The organism is Bradyrhizobium australafricanum (assembly GCF_020329495.1).
In the GTDB taxonomy this organism is placed as follows: domain Bacteria; phylum Pseudomonadota; class Alphaproteobacteria; order Rhizobiales; family Xanthobacteraceae; genus Bradyrhizobium; species Bradyrhizobium australafricanum.
In genome coordinates this window covers 1-25,247 of the sequence record NZ_JAGKJL010000090.1, presented here as the reverse complement: position 1 = coordinate 25,247, position 25,247 = coordinate 1, and the positions used below count along the sequence as shown (strand labels likewise).

Here is a 25,247-nt window from a genome sequence, read left to right as displayed (position 1 = left end):
ACCAGCGGCTGAAGCGCTGATGCACCGTTTTCCACTTGCCGTACCGTTCCGGCAGGTCGCTCCAGTGTGCGCCCGATCGCAAAACCCACAAACATCCGTTGACGAACAGTCGATTGTCCGCAGCCGTACGTCCCGGGTCGCCAGCTTTCCCCGGCAGCAGTGGCGCAATCCTCGCCCATTGCGCCTCCGTCAGCTCATATCGTTTCGCCGCCACCATCTGCTCCGTGTCTCGAATCACGGAACTCTATGAATCAGCGATCAAACCGCTTGGGAATCCTGAATGTCGATCGGTCCTAGCGCCGGAAGCCGCCAAGCGCCTGATCGATTTTCTTGTCTCGGACAGCGATATTTTGCTCACGGCAATCAAACGGGCCGGCATGGAACGGCCGCGCGGATAAATTGCCGCCGTCAAGCGCACGCCGGAGCGCTGCGCGTCGGTACCGCTCCGCCGAAACTTTGCGCAAGCCTGCGCGGTGCGGACGCAGCCATCGCGCTTGACATCATCGGCCGCTCCCCCTGTGATAGGGGGCGGCACGACAACAAAAAATGCAGTGCACAATCTCTGGGGAGGGATTCATGCCGGTCAGGAGGGCTGCCCGCTGGCTTGCGGGTCTATCTGTCGCGCTTGCGGCGCTTGGTGTGGCCAATGCAGCGCATGCGCAGGACAAGAAGATCAAGATCGGCGTGATCTTCGATTTGACCGGCCCGCTGGCCGGCGGCGGCTCCGAGCTGCAATACACCGGCGTCAAGATCATGCTCGACCATTACGCCAAGACCGGCGTCGAGGGTTACAAGGTCGAGGCAGTCTATGCCGACGCGCAGAGCAAGCCCGACATCGCGATCAACGAGGCCGTCCGCCTGCTCGAGCAGGAAAAGGTCGACATGGTGATGGGCTTCTTCTCCTCGGCGCAATGCGTGCCGGTGTCGGCGCGGGTCGAGCAGATGAAGAAGTTCATGTGGATCACGACCTGCATTTCCTCGGGCGTGTTCGACGGCAAGAATTACAAATACGTGTTCCGTCCGCAGGCCGCCGGCAACCAGTACGGCATGATGACGACCGACTTCATCGCGCACTACTCGATGTCCAAGTTCGGCAAGGAGCCGAAGGATCTCCGCGTCGCGATCATCCATGAGGACGGCGCCTATGGCGTCGACGTCTCCAAGGGCAATGAGGCCGGCGCCAAGAAGGCCGGCTTCAACATCGTGCTCAAGGAGGGCTATTCGGCAACCGCGCCCGATTTGTCGGCGCTGGTGACCAAGCTGAAGCGCGCCAAGCCCGACGTGATCTTCCATACCGGCTACAATCCGGACATTACCCTGCTGTTCCGCCAGGCCCGCGAGCAGGGATTGAAGTTCGGCGCCATCGTCGGCCATGGCGCGGGCTACGGCGTCTACGAAAAGCTGAAGGAAGGGCTCGGCACCGACGCCAACTATCTCTTCAACACCGACCCGATTTCGATCTGGCTTGCCAACCAGAAGAACATGGATCCCAAGCTGCCGCCGGTCATCAATATGGTCGGCGAGGAGTTTGACCGGCTGAAGCCCGGCGTGCCGATCCGTTCCGCCCATGTCGGCATCGGCGCGGCCAACGCCTATGTCTTCCTCGACGACGTCTTGCCGCGCGCGATCAAGAAGTATGGCGGCGTCGATCCGGATGCGCTGCGCAAGGCCGCGCTCGACACCGACATACCCGAGGGCGGCACCATGCTCGGCTATGGCGTGAAGTTCTACGGCGAGGGAGAGCAGTATGCCGGGCAGAACGCGCGCTCGTTCCCAGTGGTGCTGCAATATATCGACGACAAATCCTATGTGGTGTGGCCGAAGAGCCAGATGCAGCGCGAGACCGAGCTGCCGCTGCCGGCCGGCACCACCTACAGCTACAAATAGCTCGCTCGCGAAGGGAACTGCCGTGCTCGCCGTCGAAGGCCTGGTCAAGCGGTTTGGCGGCTTTCGTGCCGTCAACAACGTGTCGTTCCGCGTCGAGCAGGGCGAGATCCTCGGCCTGATCGGCCCGAACGGCTCGGGCAAGAGCACGATCTTCAACATGCTCTCGGGCACCTTGCCGCCGACCTCCGGCTCGATCCTGTTCGACGGTCACGAGATCGCGGGGCTCGCCCCGCACCGGATCATCAACCGTGGCATCGGCCGAACCTTCCAGATCCCGCGGCCGTTCCATCGCCTCAGCATCTTCGAGAACGTCGTGCTCGCCGGCTTCTACGGCCAGGGCCGCCACAGCCGCGGCAAGGCCGAGGAGGCGGCCGAGCGGGCGCTCGCGATGGTCGGGCTGCCGACCGATCGTCACGCCAGCGTCGAGGGCCTGGGCGCCGCGGGCCTGAAGAAGCTCGAGCTCGCCAAGGCGCTCGCCACCGGCCCGAAGCTGTTGCTCGCGGATGAGAGCCTTGGCGGCCTCGACGAGGCCGAAATGGACCAGGCCGCCGACATGCTGCGCCGGATCCGCGACGAACTCGGCATCACCATCATCTGGGTCGAGCACATCATGGGCGTATTGATGCGCGTCGTCGATCGCGTGATGGTGCTCGATCACGGCGAGAAGATCGCCGAGGGCCTGCCGGCCGATGTCGCCGGCGACGCAAGAGTGATCGAGGTCTATCTCGGCACCGATGCGGATGCGAGCCTCGCAGCCGCGGCCGCAGCCCAGGCGCGGCGCCGGATCGGGGCGTGAGCGCATGCTGGAATTGAAATCGATCGACGCGGGCTATGGCAGCTTCCAGGCGCTGTTCGACGTCAGCCTCGACGTCAAGGCGGGCGAAGCGGTCGGCGTGATCGGCCCGAACGGCGCCGGCAAGACCACCTTGATGCGGGTGATCTCCGGGTTGATCCGACCGATCAGGGGCATGATCGCGATGGAAGGCGTGAACGTCATCGCGACGCCCCCGCATCGCATCGTCAGCCTCGGGATCGCGCATGTGCCGGAAAATCGCCGGTTGTTTCCCCGGCTCACCGTCGCCGACAACCTGAAGATGGGCGCCTACATGGCGGGTGCGCGCGCGCATTACGCCGAGCGGCTGGACTTCGTGTTCGAGCTGTTTCCGCGCATGAAGGAGCGCCAGCACCAGATGGCCGGCACGATGTCGGGCGGCGAGCAGCAGATGTGCGCGATCGGTCGTGCGCTGATGTCGAACCCGAAACTGCTGCTGCTCGACGAGCCGTCGGCCGGCCTCGCGCCGGTCGTGGTGCAGCAGGTGTTCGAGCTCGTCAAGCGCATCCGCTCAAGCGGGCTTACGGTGCTGATCGTCGAGCAGAACGTGCAGCAGGTGTTGCGCGTGGTCGACCGCGCCTATCTGCTGGAAGCCGGCAGCATCCGCGCCGCCGGGGCAGCGGCGGAGCTCGCGGCGAGCGACACCATCAAGCAGGCGTATCTCGGGGTGTGAGGATGATGACATCACATCTGGCAAGCGTGCTCACCCCGTTTCCCGTCATCCTGAGGAGCGGCGTTAGCCGCGTCTCGAAGGATCGACGGCCACCAGCCGGGCCGTACATCCTTCGAGACGCCGCTTCGCGGCTCCTCAGGATGACGGGAACGAGTGACGTTACGGTCTAGGGGCAGAGCCACCATGCAATCCTTCCTCGACATCTTCGACATCTACCTGCTGGAGGCCGTCATCAACGGCATCCTGCTCGGCGGCGTGCTGGCGCTGCTTGCGCTCGGGCTCAATTTGATCTTCGGCGTCATCGACGTCACCTGGATCTGCTACGCCGAACTCGTCATGATCGGCATGTACGGCATGTACTATCTCGTGCAGTATTACGGCCTGCCATACTGGGCCGCCGCGCCGCTGGTGATCCTGCTGGTGGCGCTGCTCGGCGCCGCGCTGCATTTCTTCGTGATCGCCCCGCTCCTGACCGCGCCGCCGATCAACCAGCTGCTCGCCACCGGCGGCGTGCTGTTCATCCTGCAGAGCTTTGCCACCGTCGCCTTCGGCATCGACTTCCGCAATCTCGGCATCCGCCTGCCGGTGCTCGCGCTCGGCGAGATGAATTTCAGCTACGCGCGATTGCTGTCGTTCGCTGCCGCGCTGCTCGGCATGATCGGCGTTTATCTGTTCCTGACCCGCACCTTCACCGGCACCGCGATCCGTGCCATCGCGCAGGACCGCCAGATCATGCCGCTGATGGGCGTCGACCCCAAGCGCATCTATCTCGTCACCTCGGCGATCGGCGGCGGGCTTGCCGGCCTCGCCGCCTGCCTCCTGGTGCTGCAATATGACGTGCATCCGTTCGTCGGCCTGTCGTTCGGGCCGATCACCTTCCTGATCTGCGTGCTCGGCGGGCTCGGCAATTTCATCGGCGGCTTCATCGCGGCCTTCGTGTTCGCCGAGATCATCTCGCTCGGCGGCCTGTTCTCCGATCTCGAATGGGGTTACGTGCTGGCCTTTGCCTTCTTCATCGTCATGATGTTCATCCGGCCCGCGGGCCTCCTGGCGAGGCGCTCGTGAACAGGCAAGCCGCCGGCTGGATCATCGCGCTGATCGCGCTCGTCGCGGTGCCCTTCGTGCATCGCGATCCCTATCATCTGCACGTGCTGGTGCTGATCCTGATCTGGTCGTTCGCCTACACCTCGTGGTCGATCATGGGGCGCTTCGGCCTGGTCTCGCTCGGCCATGGCGGCTTCATGGGCATCGGCGCCTATGTCACCGCGCTGCTGTGGAACCATCTGGGCGTGTCGCCCTGGATCGGCATTCCCGTCAGCATGGCGACCGCCGGCGTGCTCGCGCTCGTCGTCGCCTATCCCTGCTTCCGCTTCCGCATCACCGGGCACTATTTCGTGCTGGTGACACTGGCGCTGTCGGGCATCGTGCTGCAGGTCATCACCGCGACCCGCGACTATACCGGCGGCTCGCTCGGCTACACCCCGCAGCGCGCCCCGAGCGGCAAGGGGCTGCTCGCGCTGCAATTCGACGACAAGACCACCTGGTATCTGATCGCGCTCGCGGTCTGGGTCTTAGGCCTCGTGATCTGGCGCGCGATCGATCGCAGCATGATCCGCCATGCCATGGAGGCGATCTCGGAGGACGAGGATGCCGCCGCCGCGGCCGGCGTCAACGTCACCGCCGAGAAGCTCAAGATCACCCTGATCAGCGCGCTGATGACCGCGCTGTCGGGTGCGCTCTACTGCCAATACCAGATGTTCATCTCGCCCGACACGGTGAGCGGCATCGCGGTCTCCTTGCAGATGGTGTTCGCGGCGATCGTCGGCGGCGTCTATGTCGCGCTGGGACCGACGGTCGGCGCCGTCATCACCATCGTGCTGGCCGAGGTGCTGCGGATCTCTTTCGGCACCAAGGCGGTCGGCTGGGACAATCTGGTCTATGGCGTACTGCTGGTGTTGTTCATCATCTTCCTGCCCAAGGGCATTCTTGGTAGCGTGATCGACCGGATCAAATCGCCACGCAAGCCGTCGAGAAGCCATGAGCAACAAACCGTCCCCATCGCTCGCCGATGAACTGAAGCCCTTCGTCGCGCCGTTCCGCTTCGACGGGTCGGGCGAATTTCACCTCAAATCGTATCCGACCGCCGAGAAGGGCGGCATCGACAAGGACGCCGGCGGCAAGATCATCGAGGCCAACCGCAAGCGGCTCAACGACTTCCAGGAGAAGCTCTACGCCCAGGACCGCTGGTCGCTGCTACTAATCTTCCAGGGCATGGATGCCGCCGGCAAGGATTCCGCGATCAAGAGCGTGTTCGAGGGCGTCAATCCGCAGGGCTGCGAGGTTTCCTCCTTCAAGCAGCCCTCGACCAGGGAGCTCGACCACGACTTCATGTGGCGCGCCATGATCGCGCTGCCGGAGCGCGGCCGCATCGGCATCTTCAACCGCTCCTATTACGAGGAGTGCCTGGTGGTGCGGGTGCATCCGGAGGTGCTCGACAAGCAGAAGATCCCGAAGAAGCTGGTGACTAAGAACATCTGGCACGAACGCTTCGATGACATTGCGGCGATCGAGCGCTATCTGTCGCGCAACGGCACCGTGATCCTGAAATTCTTCCTCAACGTCTCCAAGGAGGAGCAGCGCCAGCGTTTCCTCGACCGGCTCGAGGAGCCGGCCAAGAACTGGAAGTTCTCGATGGCCGACGTCGCCGAGCGCAAGCTGTGGGCCAAATATCAGGCCGCCTATCAGGACATGATCCATCACACCGCAACCAAAGAGGCGCCCTGGCACATCGTGCCCGCCGACCACAAATGGTTCGCCCGCGTCTTGATCGGCTCGACCATCGTCAACGCCCTCGACGGGCTCGACCTGAAATTCCCTGAAGTCGACAAGGCCGACTTAAGCGAATTCAAGCGCGTCCGCGCGGCGCTGGAGGCGGAAGGCAAGGGCGGCGCGGGTGAGAAGACGTCTGCAAAGAAGTAGGCGCCGCGTCCCATGTTTGTCGCATGCGGATATTCCCAGCGCGTACCGGCCGCTCGCAAGGCAATCTTAATGAATTGACGCAACATGGGGGTATGGCAACCACAGATTTAGCGACAGGCAGTCACAACCCGAACGATGACGCGCTGAGGGGCGTGCTATGGGCGCCTGTCCTGCTGTTCCTGGCTGGTTGCTTTGCTGCCTTCCATTGGTCCGGATTCCGGCACGTCGATGTCAATTGGGCCGGCTATGGCGGGATGGCAGCGATCTTGCTCAGCGCCTACCTCGTGACAAAGGGACTGCGAATCCAATTCGTCCAATTGTTCATAAACTGCTGGTCGCAGAATCTGGTGGTTGCGATCGCCGCGACGATGTTGACCTATGCCGCCGCGACAGTCAGCCGTCCCTTGATCGACGACCAATTGCTGCGTGCTGATCAGCTGATCGGATATGATTGGAGAGCTTATGCGGGGTTCTTCGCGGGCTCGGACACGATGGTCCGCATCGTGAGCGAATTCTATAACTCGATTTTTTATCTGCCAAATGTTGTGATCCTGGCGCTGGCCATCAAGAAGGATGTCAAGACGCTTGAGAAATTCATCCTGGCGGCGATCATATCACTGCTGCTGACGATTGGGATTTTTGCCCTGGTTCCGGCCACCACGGCGTGGACCCATCTGCATCTCAGCGATACCGAGATATCCTCGTTCCGGAATTTGCCGCTGTCGTCCGACGGCTGGATCGATGAGCTGATCCGGATTCGCGAAGGAAGCCTCAGAAGCCTGCGCAATTTCCAGGGCAAGGGACTGATCGCGTTTCCTAGCTTCCATTGCGCGGCAGCCCTGATCCTGATCTGGGCAAGCTGGAACATCCGCTGGCTGCGCATCCCGATGACGCTCGTCAATCTGGGCATGATCCTGGCAACGCCGATCGTCGGCGGTCACTACGTCGCGGACCTGATCGGCGGTCTGGTGATCACGATCGTGTCCGTGATCCTCGCTGGTTGGCTTCACACCTGGATGCTGCGGCACGTGGCTGTGGTCCGGCGAGGAGCATGGGCGATGATACCCGCGGTGCAACGAGCTGAGCCCCGGGCGGAAGTCAGGTGAGGGCGATCGCGCCCCAGCCATGCGGCAACGATAGGTCAACCCAACTGACCATCTTTACCCATTGCGGCAGCTTGCCATAATCGTCTAGAACGACGGCGCACAGCGCGTCCCGGCAACCAACCGTCAATGGTTTTGCCCGAGAATTTTGGCGCTCAACAGGGTCTGGCAATGCTGATTCGCGGCCAAATTTATGGGATTTCGGGGGAGGTGGCCCAGGCTACCGCCACGATCCCTGCCGCAGCGCCCACCCTGCTTATTGGCGGCCTTCTTCTTACCTGCCCCTGAGGGCCGGCTGGGCGTTTGCGCCTGGGCACTCAGGGGTTTGTACGAGATCACCGAACCCTGATATCGCCCAGGTAATTGCTCAAGGAGCAACATGACGGGCGCAAAGCTTAAAGGAATTTCTGACATGGCCACCGCGAACAAGTCCGAGAAGGACCGCGTCATCATTTTCGACACCACCTTGCGCGACGGCGAGCAGTGCCCCGGCGCCACCATGACCTTCGAGGAGAAGCTCGAGGTCGCCGAACTCCTGGACGACATGGGCGTCGACGTCATCGAGGCCGGCTTCCCGATCACCTCGGAAGGCGATTTCCAGGCGGTCAGCGAGATCGCCCGCCGCTCCAAGAACTCGGTCATCGCGGGCCTGTCCCGTGCCCATCCGGCCGACATCGACCGCTGCGCCGAAGCCGTGAAGTTCGCCCGCCGCGGCCGCGTCCACACCGTGATCGCGACCTCGCCGCTGCACATGCGGGTGAAGTTAAACAAGACCCCCGAGGAAGTCATCGAGACCTCGGTCGCGATGGTCGCCCGCGCCCGCAACCAGATCGACGACGTCGAATGGTCGGCCGAGGACGGCACCCGCAGCGAGATGGACTATCTGTGCCGGATCGTCGAAGCGGTGATCAAGGCCGGTGCCACCACGGTGAACATCCCCGACACCGTCGGCTACACGGTGCCGGAGGAATACACCCACTTCATGCGCACGCTGATCGAGCGCGTGCCGAACTCCGACAAGGCGATCTTCTCGGTGCATTGCCACAACGACCTCGGCATGGCGGTCGCGAACTCGCTGGCCGGCGTCGTCGGTGGCGCGCGGCAGGTCGAGTGCACCGTCAACGGTATCGGCGAGCGCGCCGGCAATGCCGCGCTGGAAGAGATCGTGATGGCGATCAATGTGCGGAACGACAAGTTTCCGTTCTGGAACAAGATCGACACCACGCAGCTCACCCGCGCCTCGAAGGTGGTGTCCGCGGCTACCTCGTTCCCGGTGCAGTACAACAAGGCGATCGTCGGCCGTAATGCGTTCGCGCATGAGAGCGGCATCCATCAGGACGGCGTGCTGAAGGACGCCTCGACCTACGAGATCATGCGGCCCGAGATGGTCGGTCTGAAGCAGTCCTCGCTGGTGCTCGGCAAGCATTCCGGCCGCCACGCCTTCATCCACAAGCTGGAAGAGATGGGCTACAAGCTCGGCGCCAACCAGCTGGAGGATGCCTTTACGCGGATGAAGGCATTGGCCGACCGCAAGAAGGACATCTACGACGAGGACATCGAGGCGCTGGTCGACCAGGAGATGGCGGCCGCGCACGACCGCATCAAGCTGACCTCGCTGACCGTGATCGCCGGCACCCATGGCCCGCAGCGCGCGACCATGAAGCTCGATGTCGATGGCCAGATCAAGATCGAGGAGGCCGAGGGCAACGGCCCGGTCGATGCCGTCTTCAACTGCATCAAGCGCCTGGTGCCGCACGAGGCCAAGCTGGAACTCTATCAGGTGCACGCGGTGACCGAAGGCACCGACGCGCAGGCCGAAGTCTCGGTGCGTCTGGCCCATGAAGGTCGCTCGATGACCGCCCGCGCCGCCGATCCGGACACGCTGGTCGCCTCCGCAAAGGCCTATCTCGGCGCGCTGAACAAGATCGTGATGAAGCGCCAACGCGACGTCCCGGCCAAGGCTGCGGGCTGACGAGCGCGGTCGACCGACAGGTTGAAACGCGGCGTCCCGGCGCCGCGTTTTTCGTTCGGGCGTGCAGATCTAGAGCGAGAGTCCTCCGTCATTGCGAGCGTAGCGAAGCAATCCATCTCTCCGATTCCTGATACATGGATTGCTTCGTCGCTTCGCGCCTCGCAATGACGGCGGTAGTTGGCCAGATTGGAATAAAATTAGATCATTCCGGTTACCGTTGGAATCATTTACCAATATTCCGCTCCATCCCGCACTGCTTTGGAATCTTCCGCGCCATCTCCAGCGCTACGCTGCGTTCTTTCCTGGGGAACGCCGTCCATGCCGATCTCCTCCATCGTGACAGACCTTCCGCGCGCCGCCACGCCGGCGGAGACCGCGCTGACCCGCCGGGTCGACCTGACAACGCTTCGCCTGTTCGTTGCGGTCTGCGACGAGCAGAACCTCACCCGCGCCGCGCAGCGCGAGGGGATCGCGGCGTCGGCGGTGTCGAAGCGGATGAACGATTTCGAGCTGGCGTTCGGCGTCACGCTGTTCAAGCGGCTCGCCAAGGGCATGGCGCTGACGCCGGCCGGCGAGGCGCTGCTGCACCACGCCCGGGTGACGCTGCTCAATGTCGAGAAGATCGCGGTCGAGCTGTCGGAATATTCGCAAGGCGTGCGCGGCCATGTCCGCATGCTCGCCAACCTCTCAGCGATCGTGCAATACCTGCCCGAGGATCTCTCCGCCTTCTTCGCCGCGCATGAATTGCTCCGCGTCGATCTGCAGGAGCGGCCGAGCGGGCAGGTGGTGCGCGGCATCGAGGAGGGCGCGGCCGAGATCGGCATCTGCTCCGCCGAGGCCGACAGCCGCGCGCTCGAGGCCTTCCATTATCGCTACGACAATCTGGTGGTGGTGATGCGCGCCGACCATCGGCTGGCCGGCCGCGAGACATTGCTGTTCACCGAGACGCTCGATTTCGACCATATCGGCTTGCACACCGCGAGCTCGATCTATCTGCGCTCGCAATATGCGGCGACGCAAGCCGGCAAGGCGATGCGGCTGCGCATCAATGTACCCGGCTTCGATGCGGTCTGCCGCATGGTGCAGGCCAATATGGGGCTCGGGCTGATCCCCGACCGCGCCTTCGAGGTGGTCGGCGCCGGCATGGGCCTTCGCGCGATCCCGCTGCGCGACGATTGGGGACGGCGCGAGCTGAAGATCGTGGTCCGCGACACCGCGCATCTGTCGGCAACCAGCCGTCTGATGCTGGACTATCTGCGGGCGATCGAAACGGATCGGGTCGGCCGGGTTGGCGGACGGGCCAGCTAAGCGATCAACGCGAAGCGTTTGCGCGGCGATCATGCTCGAACGATGAGCCAAGGCGACCACGATCCGACCCGATCTCATCGTCCTTTAGCGTCTCCCACATCGGCGGGCACGCGAGCTGCGCGATTTCCGGAACGTGAACACGAGCTGCGGCGATCTGTCACACGAGTGTTGCGATCGGCCCGGTATGAGGAAACCCATTCCAATTTTCAAAGAATGGGGGGTCTTCGCATGTTCAAATCAATCGCCAAATCGCAAACAACTCCGGAAACATTTCGCCGCGCCATTGTCCGGCGCCTGATCGCGGGTACGGCGCTCTCACCGGTGCTTTTTGCGGTCCATCCGGCTCTGTCCCAGACCGCGGGCAATCCGCACGAATTGCTGGTCAGCACCGCGGTCTACGCGGGCAACCCATCGACCGTCACCGTAGGCCAGACGCTGCCGACCGGCGCGACGGCTGTGGCCGACGGCAGCTATCCGGGGGCCTTCAACAACGTGGCCGTCGATTCGAACTTCGGCGTGACTGCGCCGGTGGTGATCAAGAAATTTCATCTGGAAGGCCGTCGGCTGCGCGAAATCGGCGCGCTGACCGTCCCGGCGGACGTGGCCGTGACGAGCTTCAGCTCCAAGTCTGAACTGTCGCTGCATTTGTCGCCCGACGGCAAGGCCGTGACGTTCATGGGCTACGACGCGGCGGTGAACCAGCTGGACGTTTCCAACTCCAATTCGCCGAACCACGTCGACCCGACCAATCCGGACACCGGTGTGCATGCGCGCGTGGTCGCGGAGCTGGATTTCGACGGCTCGCTGCACCGGACCAAGGTCAATGTCTATAGCGGCGACAATGGCCGCGGCGCGATCCGCGCCAACAAGGTCAATGGCACCCAGGCCGACCAGTATTTCACGGTCGGCAACGCCGGCAACGGCAGCGGCACCCAGCCGGTGCTCGTCGTCAACGACACCGGCGTTCAACTTGCGACGCCCGGTGTCGATGGTTCCGACGCCGTGGTTGGCGTGCAGCAGGGCACGCCCGGCAGCAAGAATGGCTTCCAGTTCGGCTTCTCGGTTGCCCAGCTTGGCTTTGCCGCCGACAAGTCCGGCAAGGACGATAATTTCCGCGGTCTCGCGATCTCCGACAACACGCTTTACGTGACCAAAGGCAGCGGCAGCAACGGCATCAACACCGTCTATCAGGTCGGCCAGCCGGGCGTGCTGCCGACCCGCGAGACCGCCGCCTCGACGGCGTTCAACATTCTTCCGGGTTTCCCGAACAATCCCTCGGCGAACTCGGGCGCGAACGGCTTCTATCCGTTTGGCATCTGGTTCGCCGACGCGACGACGCTTTATGTCGCCCAGGAAGGTGACGGCAATCTCGCCGACGCCGCCACGTCACCGACCGCAGGCCTTCAGAAATGGATCTATGTCAACGGCAGCTGGAGCCTTGTCTACACGCTGCAAAAGGGCCTGAACCTCGGCACGCTCTATCATGTCAACGGCTATCCGACCGATCCGGCAACCGGCGGCCTGCGCAATATCACGGGCCGCGTCAACCGCGACGGCACCGCGACGATTTTCGCGGTGACGTCGACCGTGGGCAACTCGGTCGAGCCCGGCGCCGATCCGAATCAAGTCGTCACCATCACGGACAGGGTTGCGGCGACAACGCTTCCGGCGAACGAAGCTTTTAACGTCGTTGTGCCGCCGGCGTTCGGCATGGTCTATCGCGGCGTGTCGTTCGCTCCCGTCAATTGCGATGGCGATCATGGGCGGATGAAGGACAACGGCCGCGGCCACGACGGCGGCAACAACGCGCAGGACGACGTCTGCGGCCCGACCCGGATCGCCGCGGGGCACTGATCGCCACGACCCAGCGGAGCCTGTGCCGGCTGCTTCCGGTCAGGCTTCGGCTGGATCAGGCGAGGCACGATCGGCTGAACCCGATCGCGCTTTCCGTATTGCACCAGCCTCACGGTCTCCCTGCAGAATCTTCATGCGGCAGGGGCCTTCCGGTTGCCGCTTCGCGGGTTAGGTAGTGGGGTGCGATTCACTGCAGCGGAGTGCCGGCGCGCATGAATCGTGACGCCATTGGCCGTCCAGTGCATGCATCCGGGACGCTACACAGGGCAGGAGTGCGATGATGGCGGACACGATTTCCGGCATTCGAATCCCGGACAGCAAGATCGCGCGGGAGGCCGCCGAGTTGGTGCGGCAATATGAGACCGAGATGTTGTTCAACCACTCGGTCCGCGTGTTTGTGTTCGGCGCGCTCAAGGGCGCCAGGCAAAATCTGAAATTCGACGCTGAACTGCTTTATGTTGCGGCGCTGTTTCATGATCTCGGCCTTGTCGATCATTTTTATACCGAGACAAAACGGTTTGAAGTCGACGGCGCCGATGCGGCGCGCAAATTTCTCAGGAGCCACGGCATCGCCGAGCCCAAAGCGGACCTGGTGTGGGAAGCGATCGCCTTGCACACCACGCCCGGCATCCCGCAATACATGCGGCCGGAGATCGCGCTCACCAATGCGGGCGTATTGGTCGATGCCGTCGGCGTCGGATACGATGACTACACCGCCGAGCAGCGCGACGGCGTCCTTGCCGCGTTGCCCCGCGGCGACTTCAAGAACGAGTTCATCGAGGTTCAGACCTGCTCGGCCCTGAAGAAGCCGCAGACCACGTTCGGCACCGTCAATTTCGACTTCGTCGCGGAGCGCGATCCCACATTTCACAGGCCGAACGCCTGCACCCGGATCCGCAACACGCCGTGGCCGAGCTGAGTGGGGCGGCGGACGTTATCCGCCGTCGAGCGCGGCGAGGCGATCGGCTTCCGCGATGTCCTCGACGGTATTGGCATTGAAGAACGGATCCAGCGGCTCGGTCGGCCACTCGACCGTTGCGAGCGGATAGCGCGCGGTCCAGCGGTCGATCTTGCGCACGTCCTCGACGACAAGCGCCTTGCGCAACTCGTTCCGCAAGCGGACGCTCCAGAGGCCGATGACAGGATGCGTCTGCCCGCCGGATGAAGCGACCGCGAGCTCGGCATTCTGCGCTCGACGCGCTTGTTCGAGGCGCGTGACGAGATCGCGCGGCAGAAACGGACAGTCGCCCGCGGCGCTGAGCACCCATTTCGCATCCGGCCGGTTGGCGGCGGTCCAGTCGAGCGCGGCCAGGATGCCGGCGAGGGGACCGGGATTGTCGGCGACATCGTCGGCGACGACTGGAAGGCCGAACGCGGCGAAGCGCGCCGGGTCGCCATTGGCGTTGATGATCAGACCACTGCATTGCGGAGCGAGACGGTCGATCACCCGCTGCAGAATGGTGCGGCCCGCGATCTTGCGCATCGGCTTGTCGCCGCCGCCCATCCGGCGCGCGAGCCCGCCTGCGAGCAGCACGCCCGGGACGGCAGTCCCCGGAATGTCAGTCATTGTCGGTCTCGCCCTTGCGCTTGTGACGCATCGATTCCTCTTCGACATAGTCGAGGTTCTGGTCGTAGACGATCCGCTCCTCGCCCGACAGCGCGATGAAGCGCTTGCCGCGGGCGCGCCCGACCAGCGTCAATCCGACCTGCCGCGCCAAATCGACGCCCCACGCCGTGAATCCGGAGCGCGAGACCAGGATAGGGATCCCCATCCGCACCGTCTTGATCACCATCTCCGAGGTCAGCCGCCCTGTGGTGTAGAGAATTTTGTCGGCGGGATCGACATTGTGCCGATAGATCCAGCCCGCGATCTTGTCGACGGCATTATGCCGGCCGACGTCCTCGGTGTAGCACACCGGCGTCGCCTCCTTGCACAGCACGCAGCCGTGAATGGCGCCGGCTTCCAGATAGAGCGAGGGCATCGTGTTGATGGTGTGCGTCATCCGGTAGAGCCAGGAGGTCCGCAGTTCGGCCTTCGGCAGCGCCACCTTCTCGACGGCTTCGAGCAGGTCGCCGAACGCCGTGCCCTGGGCGCAGCCCGAGGTCTGGGTGCGCTTCTTCAACTTGGCCTCGAAATTGGTGTGGTGCGCGGTGCGCACCACGACGACGTCGAGATCGTCGTCATATTCGACCTCGGTGACGACGTCGTCGTATTTGAGCATGTTCTGGTTCAAGAGGTAGCCGAGCGCGAGGTATTCGGGATAGTCGTTGATCGTCATCATCGTGACGATCTCCTGCGCGTTGAGGTACAGCGTCAGCGGCCGCTCGACCGGCACCTTGATCTCGGTCCGCGTGCCGGTCTGATCGACGCCGACCACGCGCTCCGTCAGGCGTGGATCGTCCGGATCAGGAACAATGATGGGAGCTGTGGTTTTCTCGGGCACTGCTTGACGTCCAGATGGGTTCACATGGCATCGCAGCTGGGGATATAAGCACGTTCGGAGACTGACTGGCGACTCTCCGCCGCGTCGCGGGAACTGCCATCGATCGGTCCGGCTTTAAGGATAACGCCGCAGTTCGCGATCCGGGTCGAACAAATCTTGTCGATGGCGAGGACTGAGGGAGATCATGGCGCAGCTTTCGGACGACTGCTTCGCATTCGGCGGACCGATGATGTCGGTCGATGAGGCCGTCGCGATCATCGCCGCGCGGGTCAAGCCGGTCGGCGAGACCGAAGCCGTTGCCCTGGTGGATGCGGACGGACGCATCCTGGCCGGCGACATTGTCGCGCCGCTTGCGCTGCCGCCGTTCAAGAATTCCGCCGTCGACGGCTACGCGGTATCCGGCGCGGACCTGCCGGCGAGCGGCGAGCGCGCGTTTCCCGTTGCCGGACGGGTGCAGGCGGGCGCGTCGGCGCAGCCGGCGCAGGCGGGCCAAGCGGTGCGGATCTTCACCGGCGCGCCGATGCCCGATGGCACCGACACCGTGTTCATGCAGGAAGACGTGCGGATCGACGATTCCGGGCGTGTGATCCTGCCGTCCGGCCTGAAGGTCGGCGCCAATGTGCGCCCCAGCGGCGAAGACATTCCGCGCGGCCATGTCGCGCTGGCGGCGGGCCGGCGGCTGCGCCCGCAGGATATCGCGGTCGCCGCGGCCTTCGGGCTCACCACGCTCGATGTGGTGCGTCGGCTTCGCGTCGGGGTGTTCTCGACCGGCGACGAACTGGCCGCGCCCGGCAGCGCGCGCACCGAAGCGCAACTGTTCGATTCCAACCGCTTCATGCTGATGGCGATGTTGCGGCGGCTTGGTTGCGAGGTCGGCGATCTCGGCATCCTGCGCGACGAGCGGGCCGAGCTTGCCGCGGCGCTCAAGCAGGTCGCGCGACGCTACGACCTGATCCTGACCACGGGCGGGGTATCGACCGGCGAAGAGGACCACGTCAGGGCCGGCATCGAGCAGGCGGGCTCGCTGGTGCTGTGGCGGATGGCGATCAAGCCTGGCCGCCCGGTGGCGATGGGAATCATCGACGGCACCCCGCTGATCGGCTTGCCCGGCAATCCGGTGGCGAGCTTCGTGACCTTCGTCCATGTCGTGCGGCCGACCGTGCTGGCGCTATCGGGCGCTGTGCCGTCCCCCTTGCTGCCGATGCCGGTGCGGGCGGCCTTCAGCTACAAGAAGAAGAGCGGGCGGCGCGAATATGTCCGCGTCTCGCTGCGACAGGCGGCGGACGGTGCGCTGGAAGCGACCAAGTTTCCTCGCGAAGGAGCCGGCCTGCTGTCGTCGCTGATCGAGACCGATGGGCTGGTCGAACTCGGCGAGTCCGTGGTGCGGGTTGAACCTGGCGATGCCGTCGGCTTTCTCGGCTACGCCGACCTGCTGTGAGAGCTGAAACGCGGTCGAGACGGCGCAGCGCGACGGGTGCGCGATAGCAAAATCAGATCGCCCGATAGGCAAACATAAACAATGGCCTACGCGGCAACCCGACGCTGCTAGAGGCGTTCTAAAACTGCTTGCCTCTGGCATACCAGAGAATAGAGTTCGTCGAAGCAGTGCAATTCGCGCAAAGCGTGGTTCCCAAGGCGAGGCTTCATGAGTCGAGACGACGTTCACAAGGTTCGTGCGTTCGAGCATCCCGGACAGGGCAGAAAGCGAGCGAAGGCCACGCCCAAGGGACGCCAGGTCGACCCCGTGGCCGCCCATGAGATCGAGACGCTGCTCGGCGATCGTCCGAGGCGGCGCGACCTCCTGATCGAGTATCTGCATCTGATCCAGGACAAATACCATCAGATCTCGGCGGCGCATCTTGCCGCGCTCGCCGACGAGATGAAGCTGTCATTCGCCGAAGTGTTCGAGACCGCCACCTTCTACGCGCATTTCGACATCGTGAAGGAAGGCGAGGCTGACATCGCGCCGCTCACTGTACGTGTCTGCGATTCGCTGACCTGCGCGATGCTCGGCGGCGAACAGCTGTTGAAGGATCTGCAGAACCGCGCCGGCCCCGGCATCCGCGTCGTGCGCGCACCGTGCGTCGGCCGCTGCGACACCGCGCCCGCTGCCGAGGTCGGCCACAACTTCGTCGATCATGCGACCGTCACCAATGTGCTGGCGGCGGCGAAGAGCGGCGACACCCATGTGCACCTTCCGCCATATGTCGACTACGACGCCTATGTGGCGGGCGGCGGATACCAGCTGCTGGGGCGCCTGCGCTCGGGCGAGCTGCCGCGCGAAGACCTGCTGAAGGCGCTCGACGATGCGTCGCTGCGCGGCCTCGGCGGCGCCGGTTTTCCGACCGGCCGCAAGTGGCGCGCGGTGCTCGGCGAACCCGGTCCGCGCTTGATGGCGGTGAACGGCGACGAGGGCGAGCCCGGCACGTTCAAGGACCGCTATTATCTCGAGACCGATCCGCATCGCTTCCTCGAGGGCATGCTGATCGGCGCCCACGTGGTCGAGGCGCCCGAAGTCTACATCTATATCCGCGACGAGTACCCGGCCTGCCGCGACATCCTCGCGCGCGAGATCGCGAAGCTCCCACCGGGCGGTCCGACGCTGCATCTGCGGCGCGGCGCCGGCGCCTATATCTGCGGCGAGGAATCCTCGCTGCTGGAATCGATCGAGGGCAAGCGCGGCCTGCCGCGGCACAAGCCGCCATATCCGTTCCAGGTCGGGCTGTTCGGCCTGCCGACGCTGATCAACAACATCGAGACGTTGTGGTGGGTGCGCGACATCGTCGAGAAGGGCGCCGACTGGTGGAAGAGCCACGGCCGCAACGAGCGCCACGGCCTGCGCAGCTTCTCGGTGTCGGGACGCGTCAAAAATCCCGGCGTCAAGCTCGCTCCCGCCGGCATCACGCTGCGCGAGTTGATCGACGAGTTCTGCGGTGGCATGGCCGATGGCCATACCTTGCAGGCCTATCTGCCGGGCGGTGCATCCGGCGGCATCCTGCCGGCGTCGATGGACGACATCCCGCTCGATTTCGGCACGCTGGAGAAATATGGCTGCTTCATCGGCTCCGCCGCCGTGGTCGTGCTTTCGCAGGCCGATGACGTCAGGGACGCCGCGCTGAACCTGATGAAGTTCTTCGAGGACGAGAGCTGCGGGCAGTGCACGCCGTGCCGCGCCGGAACCGAGAAGGCGGCACTGTTGATGCAGCAGCCGGTCTGGAACAAGGAACTGCTCGACCAATTGAGCCAGGCGATGCGCGATGCGTCGATCTGTGGCCTCGGTCAGGCGGCCTCCAATCCGCTGACCTCCGTGATCAAATATTTTCCGGACGGCTTTCGTCCGCAGCAAGCCGCCGAGTAGGCGAGGCCGAGCAGACGAATTTCGACGAGGATTTGAATGAGCAACAATCAGAACTCAGGCCTGACGATTCAGTTCGAGCTCGACGGCCAGCAGGTTGAGGCGCGGGCCGGCGAGACGATCTGGCAGGTCGCCAAGCGCCAGGGCACCGAGATCCCGCATCTGTGCTATTCGCCCGCGCCGGATTACAGGCCGGACGGCAACTGCCGCGCCTGCATGGTCGAAATCGAAGGCGAGCGCGTGCTGGCGGCGTCCTGCAAGCGGACGCCGACGGTCGGCATGAAGGTGAAGTCGGCCAGCCAGCGCGCCGTTGCGGCGCAGAAGATGGTGATGGAGCTGCTGGTGGCGGACCAGCCGGCGCGCGAGACTTCGCACGATCCGGACTCGAAATTCTGGCACTGGGCCGAGAAGACCGGTGTGACCGAAAGCCGCTTTCCCGCGACTGAACGCTGGCACGCCGACACCAGCCATCCGGCGATGAGCGTCAATCTCGACGCCTGCATCCAGTGCGGCCTCTGCGTGCGCGCGTGCCGCGAGGTGCAGGTCAACGACGTGATCGGCATGGCCTACCGCAACCACGACGCCAAGATCGTGTTCGACTTCGACGATCCGATGGGCGAATCGACCTGCGTCGCCTGCGGCGAGTGCGTGCAGGCCTGTCCGACCGGCGCGCTGATGCCGGCGGTCATGCTCGACGACAAGCAGACCCGCGTCACCTATCCGGACAAGGAGGTGGATTCGCTGTGTCCGTATTGCGGCGTCGGCTGCCAGGTCACCTACCAGGTCAAGGACGAGAAGGTGATCTACGCGGAAGGCCGCGATGGTCCCGCCAATCACAACCGGCTCTGCGTCAAGGGCCGCTTCGGCTTCGACTACATCCATCACCCCAATCGCCTGACCAAGCCGCTGGTGCGGCTGCCCGGCGTCAAGAAGGATGCCAACGACCAGGTCGATCCGGCCAATCCCTACACGCATTTCCGCGAAGCGACATGGGAGGAGGCGCTCGATCTCGCCGCTGCGGGCTTGCGCACGATCCGCGACGAGAAGGGCGCCAAGGCGCTCGCCGGCTTCGGCTCGGCCAAGGGCTCGAACGAGGAAGCCTATCTGTTCCAGAAGCTGGTGCGCACCGGCTTCGGTTCCAACAATGTCGATCACTGCACGCGGCTGTGTCACGCCTCGTCGGTGGCGGCGCTGTTCGAGGGATTGAGCTCAGGCGCGGTGTCGGCGCCGTTCGCGGCCGCGGCCGACGCCGAGGTGATCTGGGTGATCGGCGCCAATCCGACCGTGAACCATCCGGTCGCCGCCACCTACATCAAGAACGCCGCCAAGCGCGGCGCCAAGCTCTATGTGATGGACCCGCGCCGGCAGACGCTGTCGCGCCACGCCACCGAGCACCTGCAATTCAAACCGGGCAGCGACGTCGCGATGCTGAACGCGATGATCCACACGATCATCACCGAAGGCCTGACCGACGAGCAGTACATCGCCGGCTATACCGAGGGCTATGACGAGCTGAAGGCGAAGATCCAGGAGTTCACGCCGGAGCGCATGTCCCAGATCTGCGGCATTCCGGCGGAGACGCTGCGCGAGGTCGCGCGCGCCTATGCCCGCGCCAAATCGTCGATCATCTTCTGGGGCATGGGCATCAGCCAGCATGTCCACGGCACCGACAATGCGCGCTGCCTGATCGCGCTCGCGCTGATCACCGGCCAGGTCGGCCGCCCCGGCACCGGGCTCCATCCGCTGCGCGGGCAGAACAACGTGCAGGGCGCCTCCGACGCCGGCCTGATCCCGATGTTCCTTCCGGACTACCAGCCGGTCGGCCGCGACGATATGCGCGGCGCCTTCGAGAAACTCTGGGGGCAGGAGCTCGATCCGGTGCGCGGCCTGACCGTGGTCGAGATCATGAATGCGATCCACGCCGGCGAAATCCACGGCATGTATGTCGAGGGCGAGAATCCCGCGATGTCCGATCCCGACCTGCAGCACGCGCGCGAGGCGCTGGCCAAGCTCGATCATCTCGTCGTGCAGGATCTGTTCGTCACAGAGACCGCGTTCCACGCCGACGTCATCCTGCCGGCCTCGGCGTTCGCCGAAAAGTCCGGCTCCTTCACCAATACCGACCGCCGCGTGCAGCTGGCGCGCGAGGTGATCAAGCCGCCGGGCGATGCAAGGCAGGATCTCTGGATCATCCAAGAGATCGGCAAGCGGATGGGACTGCCCTGGAACTATGCGGGGCCGGGCGAGGTCTTCACCGAGATGGCCGAGTTGATGCCGTCACTGAAGAACATCAGCTGGGACCGCCTGGTGCGCGAGGGCGCGGTGACCTATCCGGTCGACGATCCCGACAAGCCCGGCAACGAGATCATCTTCACCACCGGCTTCCCGACCGAAAGCGGCCGCGGCAAGATCGTGCCGGCCAAGGTGATCCCGCCTGATGAACTGCCCGACGACGAGTACCCGATGGTGCTGTCGACCGGCCGCGTGCTCGAACATTGGCACACCGGCTCGATGACGCGCCGTGCCCAGGTGCTCGACCAGATCGAGCCCGAAGCGGTCGCGTTCATGACCCCGAAGGACATGCACAAGAAGGGACTCGCGCCCGGCGACTTCATCCGTCTCGAGACGCGCCGCGGCGCGGTCGAGGTCAAGGTGCGTGCCGACCGCGACGTGCCCGAGAACATGGTCTTCATGCCGTTCTGCTACGCGGAGGCGGCGGCGAACCTGTTGACCAACCCGGCGCTCGATCCGTTCGGCAAGATTCCGGAGTTCAAGTTCTGCGCCGTCCGCGCCGAGAAGATCGATATCCGGACCGCGGCGGAGTAGCGGTCCCGGACGAAAGCGTGAAGGGCGAGCCGGCCGACCCGGTTACTCGCTCGCCCGACACGGCACCGCAAGCACCGTCGATCGACGTCCGCTCAGAGCGTAAGAGCGGGGCGTCGCTGCGGCGCGGACTTGTGTCGCCCTTTGCCCCAAAGTGGACGGGTTTGAGAGTCCGGAAGTTGCCAATTCCACGAGAACTCGCGTATGCATGACGTGCAGGATCGCAGTGTGAGAAATTCAGATGACGATGGAGCTGAGGGGCGCGAGAGGCGAGGGATTTGCGACGATTGCCGCTGATGGGCGCGTGCTGGATTCCTGGTTTCTTCAGCTGCGCCTGGTCGCGGAGGCCGACAAGACGGCAACGGTGCGGCTGGCGAGCGACGAGATCACCAGATCGTTGGGCGAGTCGGCGGACGGATATGCGCGACACGACGACATTCGCAATGTCGACATCGTTCCAATCCGCACAGAAATTGGCTCCCTTGCATCTGCACCGACTGACGTGCACGACGCGTATCTTCGACTCCATCTGCTGAGCCACCGGCTCGTCCAGCCGAATTGCCTGAACCTCGAGGGAGTTTTCGGTCTCTTACCTAACGTCGCCTGGACGACCCTCGGTCCCTGTGAGTGCTCTCGTGTACCGGACGCGCGAATGGAGGCACGAAAGCGTGCCCTCGCGTTCGAGGTGACAGGCGTGGATAAATTTCCCCGCATGACTGACTATGTGACGCCCGCAGACGTGAGAATTGCAGATGCGGATCGCGTAAGGCTCGGAGCCCACTTGGCCCCGGGCACGACCGTCATGCATGAAGGCTTTTGCAATTTTAACGCGGGTACGCTCGGTCCCTGCATGGTCGAAGGCCGGATCAGCGCCGGTGTGGTTGTCGGAAGCGGCAGCGACGTTGGTGGCGGAGCGTCGATCATGGGCACTCTGTCCGGAGGAGGGAAAGAGAGGATTACAGTCGGTGAGCGCTGCCTGATCGGAGCCAACGCCGGTATCGGCATTTCATTGGGTGACGATTGTATCGTCGAAGCGGGCTGTTATGTCACGGCAGGCGCGCGCATCCTTTTGGAAGATGGCCGAGTCCTGAAAGCCAAAGAACTCTCGGGCCAGAAGGGCCTGCTTTTTCGTCGGAATTCCCAGAGCGGCGCTCTTGAGGCAGCCAAGCGTACGCCAAATTGGGACGGCCTCAACGTGCAACTTCACAGCTAGTCCCCGTCCGTCAGGGGACGATCACCACTCGGAATGTGATCTGTTTGGCGCGATCGCTGTTCACCACCAGTATGGCCACCGCCACGCCTCATAGAGGCGCCACGACGACACCAGGGGCGGGGCGTATGGATCGACCCGGTCGTCTTCAGGGCGATATTGATATCGTGGAACAATATAATAGTCCCACGGAGTTGGCCTTATCACGGGCGTCGGGATAATGACCCTCCTTGGTTCATGAACGACTTGTGCCTTCCGCGCCCGGGCTTCAGCACCAGACGTCCCGAGGTTGCACAGCACGAGGGCCGCTCCGAGAGCGCACGCGACGGTCATTATCTTCATGCATCGGCCTCCTTTGCCTGAGAGTGCAAAAGGACTCAAAGCAAGGCAAGCTAATTCGCTCTCGACCGGCTTGAATGACAGCTTGTGGGCCCGTAGCCGACCTTTGCTCAGAAGGGCCGCGCGGAAGCCGGAGCCCGCCCCCATGATCGATATGAGTACGCGCCCCGGTTCGGCTCTAACTCGACAAGGTCTCAGTAGTCCCAGAACACCGGCACCCAACGGAAGGCGTCACCCTCGACCGCGACATGTCCGACAGACGGGAACGGCATATGCGTGGCAACCAGCAACTCGCGGTTCGCCGCCAGTTCCCGCAACAGACTGATCCGGGCGCGGGCCGCCTCTTCGGGATCGTGTTCGAAGCCATTGTGCCATTCGGGGTGCTCGAACCCGACCGCGAACACGAGGTCACCGGCGAATGTCAGCCGGTCGCCGCCGGACGCCAGACGAACGACGCTGTGGCCGGGAGTGTGGCCGCCGCTGCGACGGACGACCACTCCGGGCGCCACCTCGTGCTCCTCGTCGAACAGCCGCAGCTGGCTCTGGTATTCCTTCCTGAACCGCTTGGCCGTCGCACGAAGCGCGTCGGGGAAACCCGGCGGCATCGAGACGCGGGAGAAATCGGGCGCCTCCCAGAACTTGACCTCGGCAGCCGCCACATGGATCCGCAGGTCCGGGCGCAGCCGCTCCTTCACGCCCTCGACGAGCAGCCCGCCAACGTGGTCCATGTGCATGTGGGTCAGCACCACGTCGGTCACGGACCCAAGATCGATGCCGGCCGCCTCCAGTCGCTTGACCGTCTGCCCGGCCTTCGGCAGGTGCAGGTCCGGGTCCGACCCCAGCCCGGCGTCGACGAGGATGGTTTTCCCGCCGCTTCGCACCACGACCACGTTCAGCGCCCAGTCGAACGCGTCCGGCGGCAGGAACATGTCGTCCAGCCAGGCCGCGCGGACGGCCGGCTCGGCATTGTGCGCCAGCATCTTGGTCGGCAGCGGCAGCACCCCGTCGCTGACGACCAGCACGTCGATCTCGCCGATCTTCAGCGCGTAGCGCGATGGCACCAACTCGTTTGGCCCCGGCTGACCGGCGTGCGAGACATTGTCGAGGTTCATGCTTGTCTCCTGGGTATTGCGGATCATCTGGTTCATCGTTGAAAACTCCTGCGTTCGATCCTGATGTTCGATCCCGGCGGGCCGCATTGTTTCCGCCCGTGGATTGGACATGGTGGTGATCTAACGGATCGGGTGGGGCGCCGCCCCAGAGCGGTTGCCGTCGCTGTAGAGCGATTGCTGCCAACGCATGCGCGCCGCCGCACGCGAGCGCTGGGGACGAAACGGGAGGCAGCAGGCCATCGCCATGCCCCTAGCCACATGCGACACTTCGGATTGGCGAAGCCGGTTCAACCCAGGACTAATATTTCCTCGTCGAGACCCGGGAATACGAACGTTCGGAGCAATTCATGGCCAAGCATCGGATCTATACAACGAGCTTCGCAAGCGTTTACCCGCTCTATGTCGCGAAGGCGGAGAAGAAGGGACGCACCAAAGCGGAGGTTGATCAGGTGATCTCCTGGTTGACCGGCTACGGTTCGAAGGAGCTGGAAGCTCAGTTGGAAAAACAAACCGACTTCGAAACGTTCTTCGCAAAGGCGCCTGAAATGAATCCTTCGCGGGCCTTGATCAAGGGCATGGTGTGCGGTGTCGGGTTGAGGAAATCAAAGAGCCGACCATGCGGGAAATTCGTTACTTGGATAAACTGATCGATGAGCTGGCGCGTGGAAAGGCCATGGATAAAATCCTGCGGAGGGAATGACGCCTGATCGACCGGATTCCGTTCGCTCGGCGAGGCGACACCGGACGCTGGTGCGTCGCCCGCAATGACGAAAGGACCGGGGAGGGCCGCTACCACTGAGTTGCCCGACGGCGCAAGCCTTCGCAGCAAAATATTTCGCTTTATCCGAAGCGTGGCTCGGTGTATGGTCTGCCCGTCTCACCCGACACGAGGGGCGCTTCGCGGTCGTCACGAACGTGGGTCGAGATGCGGTGGACGCCGATTGCGCAGTTGACGAACGTGCATGAGGCGGACGGTGAAGTCGTGTGGTCCTGACGCCCTAGCGGCAGGTGTCTTTTCCGATTGCGCAGTGCGCGTTGCGAAGACGGTGACAACCAAGTGCGTATTTCGCAAAAACGGGACAGCGGTTTCGCTAACTGACGGACAGCAGTTTCGCTAAATCGCGGACAGCGTGGCGGCGCTGGCTTTTGGTTGCCTGGTTGTTGAAGTCAGTTGGTATTCGTTTCGCTGTTTTCGACGTCGGTCAAGGGGCGCGCGGCTTTTTTCCTTCGCATGCTGTCGCCTTCGAGGGCGATACGGTGGGAGTTGTGGATGATCCGGTCGAGGATAGCATCTGCGATGGTTGGCTCGCCGATCATGTCGTGCCATTGGGCAACGGGCAGCTGAGCGGTAATCAA

Annotated in this window: 20 protein-coding genes and 1 pseudogene; 16 read left to right on the top strand and 5 right to left on the bottom strand. The window is 63.8% G+C overall.

Annotation, left to right across the window (positions count from 1 at the left end; genetic code table 11):
- Window positions 1–217: transposase (locus J6525_RS42150; protein ID WP_225644397.1), on the bottom strand; the 217-nt coding region annotated here is incomplete at its 3' end.
- A 359-nt stretch (window positions 218–576) separates the two neighbouring features.
- Between J6525_RS42150 and J6525_RS42145 the strand changes: the two genes are divergently transcribed.
- The 11 genes from J6525_RS42145 (at window position 577) to J6525_RS42095 (ending at window position 13,527) form a co-directional block, all read left to right on the top strand.
- The gene (locus J6525_RS42145) at window positions 577–1,887 is read left to right on the top strand and encodes an ABC transporter substrate-binding protein (protein ID WP_225649073.1); all 1,311 of its coding nucleotides are present in this window, start codon (window positions 577–579) and stop codon (window positions 1,885–1,887) included.
- Window positions 1,888–1,909: 22 nt separating this feature from the next.
- Window positions 1,910–2,683 carry an ABC transporter ATP-binding protein gene (locus tag J6525_RS42140; RefSeq protein ID WP_050385458.1) on the top strand — a complete coding sequence of 258 codons (774 nt, stop codon included), beginning with the start codon at window positions 1,910–1,912 and terminating at the stop codon, window positions 2,681–2,683.
- A 4-nt stretch (window positions 2,684–2,687) separates the two neighbouring features.
- Window positions 2,688–3,392, top strand: a complete 705-nt coding sequence (locus J6525_RS42135; protein WP_225649072.1) for an ABC transporter ATP-binding protein — start codon at window positions 2,688–2,690, stop codon at window positions 3,390–3,392.
- Window positions 3,393–3,575: 183 nt separating this feature from the next.
- The gene (locus J6525_RS42130) at window positions 3,576–4,457 is read left to right on the top strand and encodes a branched-chain amino acid ABC transporter permease (protein ID WP_057015074.1); all 882 of its coding nucleotides are present in this window, start codon (window positions 3,576–3,578) and stop codon (window positions 4,455–4,457) included.
- Window positions 4,454–5,464, top strand: coding sequence for a branched-chain amino acid ABC transporter permease (locus tag J6525_RS42125; protein ID WP_225649071.1), 1,011 nt, complete (start codon window positions 4,454–4,456; stop codon window positions 5,462–5,464). Before J6525_RS42130 ends, J6525_RS42125 begins: the two co-directional genes overlap by 4 nt.
- Window positions 5,430–6,371 (top strand): polyphosphate kinase 2 family protein, encoded by a 942-nt coding sequence (locus J6525_RS42120; RefSeq protein ID WP_225649070.1) that lies wholly within the window; start codon window positions 5,430–5,432, stop codon window positions 6,369–6,371. Before J6525_RS42125 ends, J6525_RS42120 begins: the two co-directional genes overlap by 35 nt.
- A gap of 92 nt (window positions 6,372–6,463) precedes the next feature.
- Window positions 6,464–7,477 (top strand): phosphatase PAP2 family protein, encoded by a 1,014-nt coding sequence (locus tag J6525_RS42115; RefSeq protein WP_225649069.1) that lies wholly within the window; start codon window positions 6,464–6,466, stop codon window positions 7,475–7,477.
- A 409-nt stretch (window positions 7,478–7,886) separates the two neighbouring features.
- Entirely contained in the window at window positions 7,887–9,446 is a 1,560-nt protein-coding gene (locus J6525_RS42110) for a 2-isopropylmalate synthase (protein WP_038383406.1), read from the top strand.
- A gap of 318 nt (window positions 9,447–9,764) precedes the next feature.
- Window positions 9,765–10,754 carry a LysR family transcriptional regulator gene (locus J6525_RS42105; protein WP_050385465.1) on the top strand — a complete coding sequence of 330 codons (990 nt, stop codon included), beginning with the start codon at window positions 9,765–9,767 and terminating at the stop codon, window positions 10,752–10,754.
- Between the two features lie 228 nt (window positions 10,755–10,982).
- Window positions 10,983–12,608: a hypothetical protein gene (locus tag J6525_RS42100; RefSeq protein ID WP_225649068.1), complete on the top strand. Its 1,626-nt coding sequence runs from the start codon at window positions 10,983–10,985 to the stop codon at window positions 12,606–12,608.
- 280 nt (window positions 12,609–12,888) lie between these two features.
- Complete coding sequence (locus J6525_RS42095) at window positions 12,889–13,527, top strand: HD domain-containing protein (protein ID WP_225649067.1); 639 nt, start codon at window positions 12,889–12,891, stop codon at window positions 13,525–13,527.
- 15 nt (window positions 13,528–13,542) lie between these two features.
- Here the strand turns inward: J6525_RS42095 and mobA are convergent, their stop codons facing one another.
- Both mobA and J6525_RS42085 read right to left on the bottom strand, forming a co-directional pair.
- Entirely contained in the window at window positions 13,543–14,175 is a 633-nt protein-coding gene (gene mobA / locus J6525_RS42090) for a molybdenum cofactor guanylyltransferase MobA (RefSeq protein WP_225649066.1), read from the bottom strand.
- The gene (locus tag J6525_RS42085) at window positions 14,168–15,052 is read right to left on the bottom strand and encodes a formate dehydrogenase accessory sulfurtransferase FdhD (RefSeq protein ID WP_092090326.1); all 885 of its coding nucleotides are present in this window, start codon (window positions 15,050–15,052) and stop codon (window positions 14,168–14,170) included. The genes mobA and J6525_RS42085 overlap by 8 nt, the downstream gene beginning before the upstream one ends.
- Window positions 15,053–15,236: 184 nt before the next feature.
- Here J6525_RS42085 and J6525_RS42080 point away from each other — a divergent pair, with 184 nt between their 5' ends.
- The 4 genes from J6525_RS42080 to dapD all read left to right on the top strand — a co-directional run bounded on the left by J6525_RS42080 (window position 15,237) and on the right by dapD (window position 22,443).
- Window positions 15,237–16,490, top strand: coding sequence for a molybdopterin molybdotransferase MoeA (locus J6525_RS42080; protein ID WP_225649065.1), 1,254 nt, complete (start codon window positions 15,237–15,239; stop codon window positions 16,488–16,490).
- A 207-nt stretch (window positions 16,491–16,697) separates the two neighbouring features.
- The gene (locus J6525_RS42075; RefSeq protein WP_225649064.1) at window positions 16,698–18,410 is read left to right on the top strand and encodes an NADH-ubiquinone oxidoreductase-F iron-sulfur binding region domain-containing protein; all 1,713 of its coding nucleotides are present in this window, start codon (window positions 16,698–16,700) and stop codon (window positions 18,408–18,410) included.
- A 36-nt stretch (window positions 18,411–18,446) separates the two neighbouring features.
- On the top strand, window positions 18,447–21,233 hold the full coding sequence (fdhF, locus tag J6525_RS42070) for a formate dehydrogenase subunit alpha (protein WP_376708645.1): 2,787 nt from the start codon (window positions 18,447–18,449) through the stop codon (window positions 21,231–21,233).
- A 238-nt stretch (window positions 21,234–21,471) separates the two neighbouring features.
- Window positions 21,472–22,443: a 2,3,4,5-tetrahydropyridine-2,6-dicarboxylate N-succinyltransferase gene (dapD, locus tag J6525_RS42065; protein ID WP_225649063.1), complete on the top strand. Its 972-nt coding sequence runs from the start codon at window positions 21,472–21,474 to the stop codon at window positions 22,441–22,443.
- A 530-nt stretch (window positions 22,444–22,973) separates the two neighbouring features.
- On the opposite strand, the gene J6525_RS42060 is transcribed toward dapD, so the two are convergent.
- On the bottom strand, window positions 22,974–23,927 hold the full coding sequence (locus J6525_RS42060; protein ID WP_092090555.1) for an MBL fold metallo-hydrolase: 954 nt from the start codon (window positions 23,925–23,927) through the stop codon (window positions 22,974–22,976).
- Window positions 23,928–24,238: 311 nt separating this feature from the next.
- On the opposite strand from J6525_RS42060, the pseudogene J6525_RS42055 reads away from it, so the two are divergent.
- Window positions 24,239–24,591 (top strand): annotated as a pseudogene (locus J6525_RS42055) (DUF2200 domain-containing protein).
- A 467-nt stretch (window positions 24,592–25,058) separates the two neighbouring features.
- Here the strand turns inward: J6525_RS42055 and J6525_RS42050 are convergent.
- A partial coding sequence (locus J6525_RS42050) for an ATP-binding protein (protein WP_170991852.1) occupies window positions 25,059–25,247 on the bottom strand: 189 nt, incomplete at its 5' end.

Coding starts and splice junctions, on each gene's coding strand:
- dapD (WP_225649063.1), top strand. CDS start 21,472: ATGACGATGGAGCTGAGGGGCGCGAGAGGCGAGGGATTTGCGACGATT.
- J6525_RS42095 (WP_225649067.1), top strand. CDS start 12,889: ATGGCGGACACGATTTCCGGCATTCGAATCCCGGACAGCAAGATCGCG.
- J6525_RS42080 (WP_225649065.1), top strand. CDS start 15,237: ATGGCGCAGCTTTCGGACGACTGCTTCGCATTCGGCGGACCGATGATG.
- J6525_RS42135 (WP_225649072.1), top strand. CDS start 2,688: ATGCTGGAATTGAAATCGATCGACGCGGGCTATGGCAGCTTCCAGGCG.
- J6525_RS42115 (WP_225649069.1), top strand. CDS start 6,464: ATGGCAACCACAGATTTAGCGACAGGCAGTCACAACCCGAACGATGAC.
- J6525_RS42130 (WP_057015074.1), top strand. CDS start 3,576: ATGCAATCCTTCCTCGACATCTTCGACATCTACCTGCTGGAGGCCGTC.
- J6525_RS42105 (WP_050385465.1), top strand. CDS start 9,765: ATGCCGATCTCCTCCATCGTGACAGACCTTCCGCGCGCCGCCACGCCG.
- J6525_RS42060 (WP_092090555.1), bottom strand. CDS start 23,927: ATGAACCAGATGATCCGCAATACCCAGGAGACAAGCATGAACCTCGAC.
- mobA (WP_225649066.1), bottom strand. CDS start 14,175: ATGACTGACATTCCGGGGACTGCCGTCCCGGGCGTGCTGCTCGCAGGC.
- J6525_RS42110 (WP_038383406.1), top strand. CDS start 7,887: ATGGCCACCGCGAACAAGTCCGAGAAGGACCGCGTCATCATTTTCGAC.
- J6525_RS42145 (WP_225649073.1), top strand. CDS start 577: ATGCCGGTCAGGAGGGCTGCCCGCTGGCTTGCGGGTCTATCTGTCGCG.
- J6525_RS42100 (WP_225649068.1), top strand. CDS start 10,983: ATGTTCAAATCAATCGCCAAATCGCAAACAACTCCGGAAACATTTCGC.
- fdhF (WP_376708645.1), top strand. CDS start 18,447: ATGAGCAACAATCAGAACTCAGGCCTGACGATTCAGTTCGAGCTCGAC.
- J6525_RS42120 (WP_225649070.1), top strand. CDS start 5,430: ATGAGCAACAAACCGTCCCCATCGCTCGCCGATGAACTGAAGCCCTTC.
- J6525_RS42075 (WP_225649064.1), top strand. CDS start 16,698: ATGAGTCGAGACGACGTTCACAAGGTTCGTGCGTTCGAGCATCCCGGA.